General features: G+C 47.3%; 9 protein-coding genes. All 9 read right to left on the reverse strand.

The window, feature by feature from the left end; all coding sequences use genetic code 11:
* Nucleotides 1-98: 98 nt before the first annotated feature.
* The 9 genes from ACTHMC_RS26665 to ACTHMC_RS26705 all read right to left on the reverse strand — a co-directional run bounded on the left by ACTHMC_RS26665 (nucleotide 99) and on the right by ACTHMC_RS26705 (nucleotide 13926).
* The gene (locus tag ACTHMC_RS26665; RefSeq protein WP_440417991.1) at nucleotides 99-569 is read right to left on the reverse strand and encodes an Lrp/AsnC ligand binding domain-containing protein; all 471 of its coding nucleotides are present in this window, start codon (nucleotides 567-569) and stop codon (nucleotides 99-101) included.
* Between the two features lie 375 nt (nucleotides 570-944).
* The gene (locus tag ACTHMC_RS26670) at nucleotides 945-2258 is read right to left on the reverse strand and encodes a MutS-related protein (RefSeq protein ID WP_440417992.1); all 1314 of its coding nucleotides are present in this window, start codon (nucleotides 2256-2258) and stop codon (nucleotides 945-947) included.
* A gap of 19 nt (nucleotides 2259-2277) precedes the next feature.
* Nucleotides 2278-3576, reverse strand: a complete 1299-nt coding sequence (locus ACTHMC_RS26675) for a MutS-related protein (RefSeq protein ID WP_440417994.1) — start codon at nucleotides 3574-3576, stop codon at nucleotides 2278-2280.
* Between the two features lie 11 nt (nucleotides 3577-3587).
* Complete coding sequence (locus ACTHMC_RS26680) at nucleotides 3588-5909, reverse strand: Gldg family protein (protein WP_440417996.1); 2322 nt, start codon at nucleotides 5907-5909, stop codon at nucleotides 3588-3590.
* An 11-nt stretch (nucleotides 5910-5920) separates the two neighbouring features.
* A complete protein-coding gene (locus ACTHMC_RS26685; RefSeq protein WP_440417997.1) occupies nucleotides 5921-6847 on the reverse strand; it encodes an ABC transporter ATP-binding protein in 927 nt (308 codons plus the stop codon).
* A gap of 54 nt (nucleotides 6848-6901) precedes the next feature.
* Nucleotides 6902-7666, reverse strand: coding sequence for a hypothetical protein (locus tag ACTHMC_RS26690; protein ID WP_440417998.1), 765 nt, complete (start codon nucleotides 7664-7666; stop codon nucleotides 6902-6904).
* Between the two features lie 28 nt (nucleotides 7667-7694).
* Nucleotides 7695-9191: a RagB/SusD family nutrient uptake outer membrane protein gene (locus ACTHMC_RS26695; RefSeq protein ID WP_440418000.1), complete on the reverse strand. Its 1497-nt coding sequence runs from the start codon at nucleotides 9189-9191 to the stop codon at nucleotides 7695-7697.
* 10 nt (nucleotides 9192-9201) lie between these two features.
* Complete coding sequence (locus tag ACTHMC_RS26700; RefSeq protein ID WP_440418002.1) at nucleotides 9202-12609, reverse strand: SusC/RagA family TonB-linked outer membrane protein; 3408 nt, start codon at nucleotides 12607-12609, stop codon at nucleotides 9202-9204.
* A gap of 111 nt (nucleotides 12610-12720) precedes the next feature.
* Nucleotides 12721-13926, reverse strand: coding sequence for a FecR family protein (locus ACTHMC_RS26705; RefSeq protein ID WP_440418004.1), 1206 nt, complete (start codon nucleotides 13924-13926; stop codon nucleotides 12721-12723).

Consider the following 13926-nt stretch of genomic DNA (forward strand, 5'->3'; position numbering starts at 1 on the left):
CAACAATTTTTTCATATAAGATGATTAGGGTCTTTCAATAACGATCCTTAGCTAAAAATAATATTTATTCCAGAGCTTGAAAACAAATATTTCTGAATCTACGGTGTATATACCTGAACATTACGGCTGAACGACTCTTCCAGCGAAATAAAGGTCTCAGTTCTTTCAATACCCTTGATCTTCTGCAGTTCATCGTGCAATACCGCCCTCAACTGGTTGATATCTTTACAGATGATCTCGGCAAACATGCTATAGTTACCCGTGGTATAATTAAGCCGGATGATCTCGGGGATCTTCTGAAGAGCGATGGCCACGGAATCGTACAGCGAGCTCTTTTCCAGGTAAATGCCTATGAAGGCAATCACATCATAGCCCAGCTGCTTCATGTCCACGTTTAATTTAGTACCTTTAACTATACCTGCTTCCTGGAGTTTTTTGATACGGACGTGGATAGTACCTCCTGATACAAATAATTTCTTACCCAGATCTGCATACGAAATCTCCGCATTATCTATCATCTCATGGATGATCTGAAGGTCCAGTTTGTCAAGATTCAATTTAGCTCCCATTTTGCAATCAGTTTTTTCTAATTTTCAAACTAACGGTGCAAATATTTATATAATCTCGAAACTTTCAAAATTTTTGTTGGAAAATCTTCAAGGAATTGCCCGTTTTCTTTAATATTGCATTGTAATTAGTTCTTAACAAAACGACAGATACTGTGGAGTGATGGAATCTTGGCAGACATGCCCTCTTGTCTCGGGGGTGGGGGTCACAGGATAAACGTAGTGTAATGCCGGACTGGTTCACGCTGGTTCGACTGGGGTTGACCACCGCAGGTTGCGCTATTGCTAACTGCCCCGTGGAGGTTCGAGTCCTCCCTCTACAGCAAAACCCTTCCGGAGGCCGGAAGGGTTTTCTTATTTTATGGCATTTGTATCTTACTACGCCTGGATCATCTCCAGGATGCCTTCATTCCGGATGATCATCATCCCCTGCCTGTCCTCCGTGATCCCCTCAGCCAGCCTGTAGGTATACCTCGGTACCACCCCGTCCATTATGGTAGGCATGTACACAAAACGAATATTGGCCTTCCCTTTTAAGGCTTCGCCCACTTCAATGATATGGGTGGAAACGATAAACAGACAATCCTGGTAGTCTGCAAAAGACTCTGTTACCGCCAACGTGCCGTCGTAAGCGTCTTTCACATTGGTACCCTTGAACAGCTCATCAAACATCAGCATCAGCCTTTTGCCACTGGCCGCCGCTTCAGCAGCCTGCTTCACCCGTACCACTTCTGCATAAAAATGGCTATACCCCAGGCTGATATTATCCGCCACATTGATGGAAGTGTACAGTCCTTCCCGCACGGAAAACTGCATACTTTCCGCTGCCACCGGAAATCCCATATGCGCCAGGTAAAGCCCGATGCCGATGGATTTCATCAGCGTGGATTTTCCGGCCATATTGGCCCCGGTCAGGAACAGCACGTTGCTGCCTTCCTTCATCTGCAGATTATTTCCAATGGCCTTGTCGATGCAGGGATGACGAAGGCCGGTTGCAGTCAGCAGGTTCTTAACAGCCGGTAACGCCTGTGCATACGTAAAGCCCTTTTTTACCGCCACTTCGCTCACTGCTATGTAAACATCCACTTCATAAATGAAACGCAGAACGGTTTCCATGCTGGCCGAATACCTGCTTTTGAGCAGGTAATCATATTGCGCCAGTGTCTGAACCGGCAGGTCTTTATATATATCGATGTTCAGCAGTTTGTTCAGGGCAGGCTCGGATAAAATACCAAACACCTCCCGCATGCTGGCAGCAAATGGTCCGCTTTCTTTTTCCCGCTCTACAAACGCATAACATTTACCGAGAGTAACGATAGTGGCCTGCAAGCCCTGTACGATCTTTTTAAAACGTTCATCGCGGGTTAAGCTGGCCAGCATTTTTTTGATGAATGTTCCTGCAAGGGCTGTCATTGCCGATTTACCCGAGCCTGCATCCAGGTATTCACGCATCAGGCTGATCTGCTGCACATCAAAAGGAAAGCGAAAGCCTGCCTGCTGGAAATAAAGAAAGATGCTGCTGCGCTGGTTGATGGCTTCCGCATTTTCCAGTGGCGAGCGGAACATCTCATCAAGCAATTGCTCGCCTCCTCTGGTTTTCACCTGGTTGAACAGGTGATACACAGAACCCTGACGGAACTTGCCGAGCAGGTTCAGTTCATCCAGCGTCTGCCTGTCGATATTGAAACTCATGATTTGTATTATTGTTTATTTAAACAGCTCTCTTCTTCCCTTTTTCTAAAATATCCAGAATGCCTTCATTGCGGATAATGATCATACCATGCCTGTCTTCCGTGATGCCACGCTCCAGTTTGTAGGTATATTCCGGAACATGACCATTCATACGCGTGGGCAGGTACAGAAAACCTGCGTTGGGCTGCCGCTCCAGGTCTTCGCCTGCTTCCACAATATGTGAGGAGATGATGAAAAGACTGTTTAGTCTCGAAGCGAAAGCTTTGGTAACCGCTACTGTGGCCTCATGTGCATCTTTCACATTGGTTCCCCTGAACAGCTCATCAAATACTATGAAGAGCGATTTTCCTGATTTCAGTTCTGCCGCTACTTTCTTCACCCGCAATACTTCAGCATAAAAATGGCTGGCGCCGATGCCGAGGTTATCCGGCAGGTTGATGGTGGTATAAATGCCATCCATAACCGAAAATTCCATTTTTTCAGCAGCTACCGGAAATCCCATATGCGCCAGGAAAACCGCAGTGCTCAACGATCGCAGGAATGTGCTCTTGCCAGCCATATTGGCGCCGGTAAGAAAGATAACGCCCTGTTTGCTGTCCATCGTAATGTCATTGGTGATGGCATTCTGAACTGCAGGATGGTATACACCTTTCAGGAGAAGCCGGGCCTTCCCTTTTTCAAGCGCTACCGGAAAAATGAAATTCCGGCTGTTGGCCACTTTACCTATTGAAAGGTATACATCGAGGCTATAGAGATACCCCAGCAGTTTTTCGATCCGGTTGCGCTCGCGGGTGCGGAACAGGAGATCATAGGCTGCTACAGCGGAATAAGACAATTTGCTCTTCAGGTTTTCCCGCATGGCTGGCTCCAGTGCAGGATCAGCCAGCAGTTCAGCTATCAGGTTACGTTCATGGCTATACGCTTCAATAGCTTTCACTGCCGGCTTATCTATGAACTCCTTTACAAGCTGTATCAATTCAGTAACAGCGCGGACCCCGTTCTGCACATCCTTTTCACTCAGTTGTCCCTGACCGCCCTGCCCCGGCTGATTGCCGGGGTGGGCCAGGTACTTCTCTGCCATGTCGAACAGGGAAGCATTGAACGGGAAAACGAGATCAAGGCTGGCAAAGCGGCTGATCAGGCTGCTTCTGTTGTTGATGGCCTGTACATCGGATAAGGGATTGCGAAACATTTCCTGCAACAGGTTTTCGCCTCCATGTGTATGGGTATGATTATAGATATCATAGATACCCGCAACATCGCGTTTGCTGAAGATCCGCAGGTCATCGATGGTTTGTTCGTCTGTATGTAGTTTCATCTCCATTCATTTTATTGTCTTTTACGGCGGATCAGCAATACAGTGCCGCCGATCAGCAGTAAGGCAGGTAATATATAGAGTAAGGCTGTTTTAAACACCATTACATTCGGGTGTGTAAAATCAAGGCGGGCGTCTTCGGGTTTTTCCCACCACACAAAGAGAGGAAACTCGTTATAAGCAAGCCAGCTGTAAACCATCTGAAAGGGATCACTATTGGTCATCCGGATAGGGCTGAGCCAGTCTGCATCGCTGGTGATAACGATCCGCTGTTCTTTCCCATTGATCTTGCGTGTGAGTTTCAACCCGGTTACAAAAGAATCAACTTTGTAATCTCCTTCGGAAGGAGTGAAAACCGGTGCGGCGGAATCGATCACCAGGTTTCCTGCCTTGCACCAGGCCATTCCTTTAAAAGTAACCAGGATGGGTTCGATGGTAAATGAACCGCTATCTGACCACTTCAGCGGAGCCACTCCTTTGGTGATCTGTCCCATGGTGTCGCCGTCAGTTCTTTTGAGATAAGAAGAATATGCATCAGCCATGTTTGCTCCCGCCCAGTTGAAATAACTGACCACCATATCAGGAGTATTGTCCTTTGACAATTGTACCAGTTTACCTGGCATCATTTCCACTCCCAACTGACGAAGAACAGGATTGATCACTGCGGCCTTTTCCGGCTCGCCAAGGATCAGCATATTACCGCCCTTGCTGATATAGCTGGCAATCCTTTTCTGTACGGTATCGCTGAGTGCTGTCTTGGGATCGGCCAGCACCAGTGTTGCTGTATTTTCCGGGATCTCTTTCTCCCCGATGGCAATGGTATCTATGTCAAAGCCATTATTAACAAGGGAGATGCGGGATCCCCTGGAAACTGTATGTGAACCATATTCACGTTCCCCGGATTTTACTATCGAGCGCTCGTAATGTCCTGTAGAATAAAGCAGCTGTGGCATTTCAGGCAACATCAATCGTTTAAAACCTGCCGCCACTTCGGGTTCGTCTGGCCAAACCATCGCATCATCGTAGGTACGGAGAAACGTGGATTTGCCTTTATATTCAATTTTCATCACCATCCGTTTTCCTTCGGGGGAGAGGTCTACCATCTTTCGGATCTCTTCAGGTTTCTTGAACATCTTCACATCCAGGTTCCTGGCATCCGCCATGAGGTCAGCTATTTCATGGATATTCTTTCCCGGAAAACTCTTGTACAGGGAACTATCGCCGTCCATGGTATCATAGTAGTATACATAGTTGAACTTGAACTGTGGTTTGAAACGTATGTATTTCGACCAAAGTGCCGCCAGGTAATTGTTGCGTGATTGTGGCAAGCCATAATCAAATCCGCGGCCGAAAAAGTTGCAGTAAAGTGTTACTTCAATGGGATCATCGCCCAGTTCCTTCACCACCTTCTGTGTTTTTACATGAAGGGTATTCACCTGGGCCCGGGTTGTATCCCAGTAGCCAATGAGGGTAGGTCTTGAACCGATATATCCTATTATCAGGCCGCAGGCAATTACAGCCAGGTATTTTCCTGTTTTCAGCCACCAGGGTTTGCTCTCCCTTGCTCCCTGAACTTTCAGATAAGTGAAAGCCACAAACATGCAGATAATAACCAGGAAGTAGATCAGGTCATTGGTGTTGATCAGTCCCACCATCATATTGGCGGTCCTTCCTTTGATTGACAGGAAATAAGTCAGGTCCCGTACAAAATCATATTCCTGCCAGAGCTTACCTACAAAGCCAAGCAAAAAGAGCAACATGAAAGTACCCAGTGCAGAAATGATCTGGTAAGTGGTGAGCGAAGACATGAACATACCGATGGCAGTATAGGTACAAACCAGCAAGAAGAACCCGAGGATAGCCGACCACAACATGGCATATTCAGCATTTTTGATCCCGGCGATACCGATACACACAAACAGTGCGATCACTAATACCAGGATAGTATTGAATGCTATGATGGCCAGGTATTTCCCAAGCACAATATCCCTTGATCTCACGGGAGAAGAATACAATAGCCTGATCGTTCCATTGGTGATTTCTCTACTGACAATCCCCATGGTAAGCAGGGGCACAAACAGGTAGAGATTTTGCAGCGAGTTCACAAAGATTCCCATTTCGTTCAGGAACACACCTCGTGTAATAGAACCCTGGAAGTTCTTGAACTGCCCACCAGAGTATTTGAGCATCATATCCTGGAATTTGGCGATCGGCTCCATTGCATTCACGAAAAAGAATGCGCACTGCACCAGGAATGCTATGCAGAGAAACCAGGCAACCGGAGAATAAAAGAGGTTACGAAGCTCTGTTTTAGCTATTTTGAAAATCATCTTCATGGCTGATCGTCTTATTGGTGGGATTGATTGGATAATTGTTTGAAAATATCATCGAGCAGGGTTTTGTCGACCTGCATTTCACGAAGCCTCCATCCCTTATGAACGCAGGCGTCTGCAAGTCTTTCCGCGAAAGCATCGTCTTCATCAAAATAAACGCGCACCTGTTTATCGCTGAGGTATTCCGCCCTGGTGGCCCCTTTCACCTGCATTAGTTCTTCAATAGGTGGCATATTCTCCAGGCGCAGCAATATGCTCTGCGGCTGCGCGTAGTTGTTGAATGCATCCATCGTATCGGAGAAAATGATACGTCCGGCTTCGATCATGATGATCTCCCTGCAGAGGAGGTGGATCTCTGAAAGAATATGTGAAGACAATAACACTGTATGCTCCGTGGCTATCTCCCGGATCAGCTTACGCGCTTCAATCAGCTGGTTGGGATCCAGTCCGGTAGTGGGCTCATCCATCACCACCAGTTTGGGTTTGTGAATGATAGCCTGTGCAATACCAACCCTTTGACGATAACCGCCGGACAGGTTGCGGATCAGCCGGGTGCTGAAATGCGCGATGCCACATCTCTCTTTGGCTTCGCCAACAGCCGCTTTTATTTTGTTGTCTGGTATCTGGCGCAATTCTGCCGTAAAGCTGAGGTATTCATCTACGGTAAGGTCCATATGCACCGGAGGCTGCTGAGGCAGAAACCCGATGTACTGCTTTGCTTCCAGCGGATTCCTGCGGAGATCGATGCCGTTTATGAATACATTACCTTCTGTTTGGTTCAACACCCCGCAGAGAATATTCATCATGGTGGACTTACCGGCTCCATTGGAGCCAAGCAGACCCACTACCCCCGTCTGGTTGATCTCGAGATTTATGTCACGGACCGCCCAGGAGCTGCTGTACTTATGACTCAGCCCTTCAATTTTAAGAATGGTACTCATAATATTTTTTATGGAAAGAAAACGATAGTCGTTATAAGCGTATATATATTTACGTTAGAAACTATTGACCCGCACAACGGCAGGCGCATTGACACCTGTTCCGTTCTTTTCGCCGGAAAGGGCCATGGTATTGCTTCTCCAGATCCATCCATTTACCTGGTCAGGCTGGAAGAGGTTCAGGAACGGAGTTATATACGACCTGATCAGCGTTCCTGTGCCTGCTTCGCGGAATTCAAACTCGTAACTGTCGATACCGGGCTTTACCGGGAGTTTTATAAAGGCGGATGCTTCTTTGTAGGCAATTGAAGACACCAGGGAACCTGCCGCATCCCCTTTGATATTCACACTCACCGCGCCGCTATTGGCCAGCACATTCACAAACCGGAATCCGCCTGAGCTATCGGTAACTGGAAAATAGGGAACATCATCTTTGAGGAAGAGGGCATCAGGCTCAGTACGGCTGCCAATCAGGAAAAGTGAACTGATAGAAGCCACCGGCAGATCTACAGTTTTGATCAGTACTGGCTGGCTCTTATCAGTAGTATCAGGCATACTGAAGAAACCGATGGTTTGAGTGCCGCTTTGCGAATTGAACCTGTTCTGATAAAATGTGAATGTGTTGAAATAAAGGAAGGGGGCGCCATAATAAGCAATGGGCTCCGTTCCGCTGAAATTTGCGATAATGGTATTGGTGCCCCGCATCATGTTTACGATAGTTAGTGAGGCAGTCCCCTCCAACGGTTCATCCTTTTTGCAGGAAACCATGGTGGTACACATCAATAATACCGCTGCAGCCAATACATATTTAGATCTGAACATAGAAGTCATTTGAGTATGAATATTACGTTTACCTGTAACCGATATTCTGGGTCAGCCTGTTATTGTTCTGCAACTCATTCACCGGGATAGGGTACACCAGTTGATAGTCTCCCTCCCAGGGTTGTTTGTATCCCACCTGCGACAATACTTCGGTTGCTTTTCCTGTTCGCTTGAGATCAAACCAGCGATGGCCCCACTCTGCAAACAATTCTGTCTGGCGTTCTTTGGCAATAGCCGCTTTAAGCTGATCCGGTGTAAGAGTTTTCGGCAAAAGGTCAATGCCTGCCCTGCCCCGGATGACATTGAGATCATCCACAGCTGCAGAGGCGCCACCGGAAGCACCGAGCGCATTGGCTTCCGCCCTGATGAGATATTGCTCAGCAAGTCGAAGGGCCATATAATATTCTCCGGGCACGCCAAACATAGCATTGGACTGGCCTGTTTTGTACTTGGTGGGATACCATGTGTAATTAGGCGGTGCTGAAGGGTTGTAGCCGGTGTTGTCTGTACTGTCTAACCACAGATCATATCTCTTATCTCCACCTTCAAAAGCACTCAGCAACTCAGGAGTGATGCGGGCTCCTGCCGGATGCTTGAATGGCACTAACGGGTTGATACAGTAGCCTTCGGGTGTTGCATTTCTCAGCGTGGCATTTTCCTGAGTTTGTTTCAACTGCCAGATCGCTTCCCTGCTCTGGTAGCTGAATACGTTATTGAGGTCAGGCTCCAGTTCAAATATGATATGCTGATCAATTACATCCGTGGCAGCTTTCATAGCATTCTCATATTCCCCGGTAAACAGGTACACCCTCGCAAGCATGGCAGTGGCCGCCCATTTGTTGGGTCTGATCCTTTCCCCACCGCCTACGGTATATCCGGTGGGTAATGCCGCTTGCGCATCTTTCAGATCGTTGATGATCTGGTCATACACCAGCCGTTGCGGAGTGCGCGCCATATTCCAGGTCTGGTTGAAATCCACTGTAAGCACTAATGGCACATCTCCGAAAAAATTGGTGAGATAGAAAAAGCTGAAGGCCCTCAGAAATTTTGCTTCTGCGATCAACTGTTTACGGGTACTGTCGCGCAGGTCTTTTGACGTGGAACCGGCAATACCTTCAATCACAGCATTGGCACCATAGACGATCTTATACGCACTGCTCCATACTTCGGCAGTACCAAGACTGGTGGTCAGCATTATTTTATTTTCCTGTATTGCCCGGAAATTAGACACACCGGATACCTGCGTCATTTCATCTGAGCTCAACCCTCCAAGCAGGGTTGAAAGACCGCTGGCGTATGCTTTGTAAGGAACGTCAATGAAAGATTGCATTCCTTCTCCATTGACCATTCTCGAATAAACTCCCGCAAGAGCGCCTTCAGCATGTGCATCTGAACTGAAGATCTGCACAGTGGAAATAGTGTCCAGTGGCGGATCTATTTCCAGCATTTTTTTACAGGAGGTGCTGGATATTGCCAGAATAAAGACCGGCAGCAATGTTTTGGTAATTGTATGTAGATAGCGCATAACGCTTGATTTAGAAGTTGATGGTAATATTGCTGGTGATCAGCCTGGGATTAGGAACGTTAGACAGGCTTTGCATCTCCGGATCGAGTCCTTTGTACCGTGACAGCACAAACAGGTTCTGAGCATTCACGGAAATAACACAACCTTTCATACCCGCTTTCTTCAGCAGCTTTTCAGAAAATGAGTAGCTGACGGAAGCATTGGTCAGGCGCATAAAAGATGCGTCGGTAAACGAGCCATCGGAAGTATTGATATTGGAACCGCCTGCTGTAGTGTAGCGCTGATAATAACTATTGTCGCCAGGCTTCTGCCAGTGATTTTTGATCAGATCATCCGGAAGGAACATATTCATCATTCTTCCTACAACAACTCCATTCAAAGCATTGTATCCATACTGCTTCTTGAATTGAAACGTTAGGAAGAGGCTGAAATTCTTATAATATACAGTTGGCATGAAAGCTCCCAGGAGAATTGGGTTACGGTCGCGCTCTATATAACGGTCATCATCACCTGTACCGGGTATTGTATTCAGGTTGATCCTGGCAACACCATCATTATTGTAATCCTTGAATGCGTATTCACCAGTTAGCGGATCCACTCCCAACAGGTGCAGGAGATATTCCGTTGTAAGTGATTTGCCCACTTTGTAGCGGGTAGCGTATGGAGAGTTCTCGATGCCCGGGTAAGAAACCAGTTTATTGCGGTTGGCGGAAATATTGAATCCGAGATTAACGTTCAGATCTTTTTTCTCAATTACTTTCACCGCCAAAGTTGCTTCCAATCCTGAGTTGCGGACCTGAGCTCCCCAATTCCCGATCACTGATGGGAAACCGGTTATGATTGCGGTGGGAATTTCTGTAAGCTGGTTATTGGTTTCTTTCACGTAATAATCAACACTGAGGGTCAGCCTGTCTTTCAGGAAGCCCAGTGTGGTGGCCAGGTTCAGCTGTCTGTTGGATTGCCAGTGGTATTTATCGTTCACGGCCTGTGTAGGCACATAACTCTGAATGCCTCCGTAGGACCATACAGGCATCTGGTAGGCGGCAGGGTCCGTTACACTCCAGCGTGAGAGATAGCGATAATCCTGCCCCATGTCTGAACCGGTAACGCCATAACTGCCGTTGAATTTCAGAAAGCTGAACCATTCCGGCAATAGCTTGCGCATGAAAGTTTCTTCTGAGGCGATCCAGCCGAGGCCTGCCGATCCGAAATGGCCGAACTGTTTGCCAGGTGCAAAGCGGGATGAGCCATCGCGCGCTCCGCTGAGGTTAACGAGGTATTTATTATCCCAGTTGTAGTTCAATGTTGTACGCAGTGAAACGAATTTATTCTCTCCGTAATTCTCAATGGTAATCTTGAAAGGCGCATTGTTGATACTATGGAGCATATTATCATTGGTATAGCCCATGCCCCAGTTGGTCAATCCGCGTACAGTGGAATACTGGTAATTGCCCATCAGCTGAGCAGTCAATCTTCCTCTGCCGATCATAGTGGTATATGAAATGCGGGGATCTAAAACAATGTTGGTGCTTTTGGTGTTGCCGAACATGGCGTCACCCAGTGGAAAGCTAAGCGGATCGAGTGATACTATCGGCACAAGGCGTTGGTTGTTATTAAGGGCAGTACCCACACCAGCCGACATGTTTACGCTAAGGCCAGGCAGCAGCTCATAACCAATATTGATATTTCCGTTGAACTGGTTGGATTTTGAAAGCATTGGTTGCAGGAGATAACCGAACACAAATTTCTGCAGTACTCCGGTCCCCATTCTCCAGCCCTCGAAATTGAGTTTGCCATCTTTATTGTAGATCGGTGGTGCGTTGGGTGGCAGGTTATAGATATCGAAACCATAATTAACCGCATCCACTTTTGTGGTGGCGTAATTCATGATCGCTTCCATCGTCAGCTTTTCATCCGGACTGCGGTGCCTGAAATTGAAAGCGAATGACCCGCGCTGTGTACCTCCGGAACTGGCCATCAGGTCCACCTGTTTGTTATAGGAGGCGTTCAGGCGAAATGTATTCCGTGCATCTCCACCGGATAATCCCACGGAAGCCATGTTGGACCTGCCTGTTCCCAGTATTTCCTTTTGCCAGTCGGTCTGGCGGGTACTGTCCCATAATAACAGATCCGGAGCCGCTTCCGGGGAAAGGGAATAGATACCGTCATTTTTGAAAGCCTCCCTGCGGATTGCCAGATAGTCCTTTGTGCTCAGCATTTTTACATGGCGTGATGGTATCACCAGACCATCCTGGTAGGTGATATCCACTTTCGTTTTGCCGGGCCTTCCCTTTTTGGTGTTGATCAATACCACGCCGTTGGCGGCCCTGGAACCATAGATGGCTGTTGCATCAGCATCTTTCAATACCTCAATACTTTCGATATCTCTCGGATTTAACCCAAAGAGCGGGCTCTGGCCTTTAAGCATGGCAGGACCAGCCTGTTCAATGCCATAGGAAACGCCATCCTGTATTGCCCCCTGCAGGTTCACCTGGTTGATAGGGATGCCATCCACAACATAGAGCGGGTCTGTGATCTGATTGGGGTCGATGGCATTTCTGCCCCTGATCTCAATCTTAACAGGAGAGCTGGAGTTGCCCGCAGTAGGCGTCATCACCAGTCCGGGTACTCTTCCCTGCAATGCCAGCAGGGGATTCATTACAGGCTGCCGCTCGATCTCTTCAGCAGTTACCTTGGCAATGCTGCCCGTGCTCAGTCTTTTACTGGTTACACCATATGCTTTTACTACAGCCCTGTCTAGCTCACTGGTAGCCAGTTTCATGCGCACTGAAATATTTGATTCCAGGTCTGCCGATCTCAATGTAACGGACTCATATCCGATGAAAGTGAAAGTGATCTTATCTTCTGCTTCAACATTTTTCAGTGTGAAAGCGCCACGTTCATTGGTTTGCGTTCCTCTTGCAGCACCCGCAACCAGGATACTCACAAAAGCGAGTGGCTGATTTGTCCTGCTGTCATATACATTACCTGAAATATCCCGCGGCAGCAGAACGATCATGGGGGTTGACCGCTGATCGCCATTTAATGATGTACTATTCTTTTTAGACACCACGATAGTGTTTCCTACCATGCTGTAAGTAAAATCCGTTTTGCTGAGGATGGTGCGCAGGAATTCTTCCAGCGGTTGATTCTTAACATTAACGGTAGTGGTTACCGTGCTGTCCAGCAGCTTCGGATTGAATACCACCACATATTTTGTCTGCTTTTTTATTTCCTTGAACAATTTCTGCAGTGACACATTCTTACCACTGTAAGTGATGGATTGTGCACTAACGGAAATGGGTATGTGAATAATAGCTATCAGCAGTATCGATAACAATATTTTCAATATCCGCCGTTGCGGCAATATTGGCGGAGTTTTACTACTGGCAGCAGGCCAGGTTTGGGAACATTGCATAGCTTTGGTTTTGGGAATGTGAACAGATACATTCATGGCAATACGATTCTGTTTGCTTTTCAGCATTGATGATGTACGGCAATAAATTTTAAGGAAAAGTTTAAACGCAGTCTAAGGCTTAACAGTCAGGCGCCTGCCTTCCAGGGAAAAATGGACGCCCATTTTTTCCAGTACGGTCAGAGCCTGCACTAGTGTAAGGTTCCGGTTCACTTCACCGCTGAACAAAATATCCGGATCATTTTGTTCCATCACTATCTCCACATCGTACCAGCGCGCAAACTGTCTCAACACTTCTTCGATGGATGCTTCCTCAAAACGGAACAATCCATTCTTCCAGGCAAGGGCCAGGTCTGCATCCGCATTTTTCAACACCTTCATGCCCTTTGTGTTGATCCTTGCCTGCTGACCCGGGGAAAGAACTACTGATTGCTGCCGGTCGGTAATTTTAACGGCACCCTCGGTCAAAGTTGTTGCCATATATGGTTCGTCTGTATATGCATTGACATTGAAGTGTGTGCCCAGGACTTCAACAGCTGCCTTTCCATTTACATCAACTTTGAATGGCTGGTTCTTTTGTTGTGCCACTTCAAAATACACTTCTCCGGAAATCTTAACCTGTCTGTCAGTGCCCGTAAAGTTATTGGGGAATGTAATGGAAGAGGCGGCATTCAGCCATACTTCCGTGCCATCGGGTAAGCGGAGATTGTATTGTCCGCCGCGAGGCGTGCTAAGTGTATGCCATTCCACTTTGGTGCTTGTACCCTCATAGTTCAGTTTACCTGCACGATTGTTCACATTCAGATTGCCATCATGAATGATCTGCCCTGCGGTACTGTCGAGCAGGATCTTTTTACCGTCTGCCAGTTGAAGTATGGCTTTATCGGTCCCTGATGAAATAGTATTTGCAGGTGTGGTAGTGCTGGAGCTGGTTTGTTGCTGATCTGCCGGTTTGAGGATCATCCAGGCAAAGATGGAAAAGGTGATTACCAGCACGGCAGCTGAAGCATACCTGAACCAGGCCTGACGCAGGAAATGCACGCGATGAACAGGAGTGTCCACTGCCGGATATCTGTCTTTCAGTTGTTGCTGAACAGATCCCATCAAACGCTGCAACACACGTCTGGATGCTTCATCAGACATCGCGGGTGCATCCGCAGCATTCAGGTAAACTTTCCGGAGCACGGCCTCAAACTCAGGATCCTGCTCAATTTCAGAAGTTTTCAGATATGCAGATAATGCATGGCTTTCGGGTTCGGTAATTGTACCGTTGATAAACTTCCAAAGCAGTTCTATTTCCTGTTTATTTTGAGAACCCAT

The organism is Pseudobacter sp. (assembly GCF_051955275.1).
In the GTDB taxonomy this organism is placed as follows: Bacteria; Bacteroidota; Bacteroidia; order Chitinophagales; family Chitinophagaceae; genus Pseudobacter.

Excerpts from the sequence above, each read along its gene's own strand:
- ACTHMC_RS26665 (WP_440417991.1), bottom strand. The coding sequence starts at position 569 with ATGGGAGCTAAATTGAATCTTGACAAACTGGACCTTCAGATCATCCAT.
- ACTHMC_RS26670 (WP_440417992.1), bottom strand. The coding sequence starts at position 2,258 with ATGAGTTTCAATATCGACAGGCAGACGCTGGATGAACTGAACCTGCTC.
- ACTHMC_RS26675 (WP_440417994.1), bottom strand. The coding sequence starts at position 3,576 with ATGAAACTACATACAGACGAACAAACCATCGATGACCTGCGGATCTTC.
- ACTHMC_RS26680 (WP_440417996.1), bottom strand. The coding sequence starts at position 5,909 with ATGAAGATGATTTTCAAAATAGCTAAAACAGAGCTTCGTAACCTCTTT.
- ACTHMC_RS26685 (WP_440417997.1), bottom strand. The coding sequence starts at position 6,847 with ATGAGTACCATTCTTAAAATTGAAGGGCTGAGTCATAAGTACAGCAGC.
- ACTHMC_RS26690 (WP_440417998.1), bottom strand. The coding sequence starts at position 7,666 with ATGTTCAGATCTAAATATGTATTGGCTGCAGCGGTATTATTGATGTGT.
- ACTHMC_RS26695 (WP_440418000.1), bottom strand. The coding sequence starts at position 9,191 with ATGCGCTATCTACATACAATTACCAAAACATTGCTGCCGGTCTTTATT.
- ACTHMC_RS26700 (WP_440418002.1), bottom strand. The coding sequence starts at position 12,609 with ATGCAATGTTCCCAAACCTGGCCTGCTGCCAGTAGTAAAACTCCGCCA.
- ACTHMC_RS26705 (WP_440418004.1), bottom strand. The coding sequence starts at position 13,926 with ATGGGTTCTCAAAATAAACAGGAAATAGAACTGCTTTGGAAGTTTATC.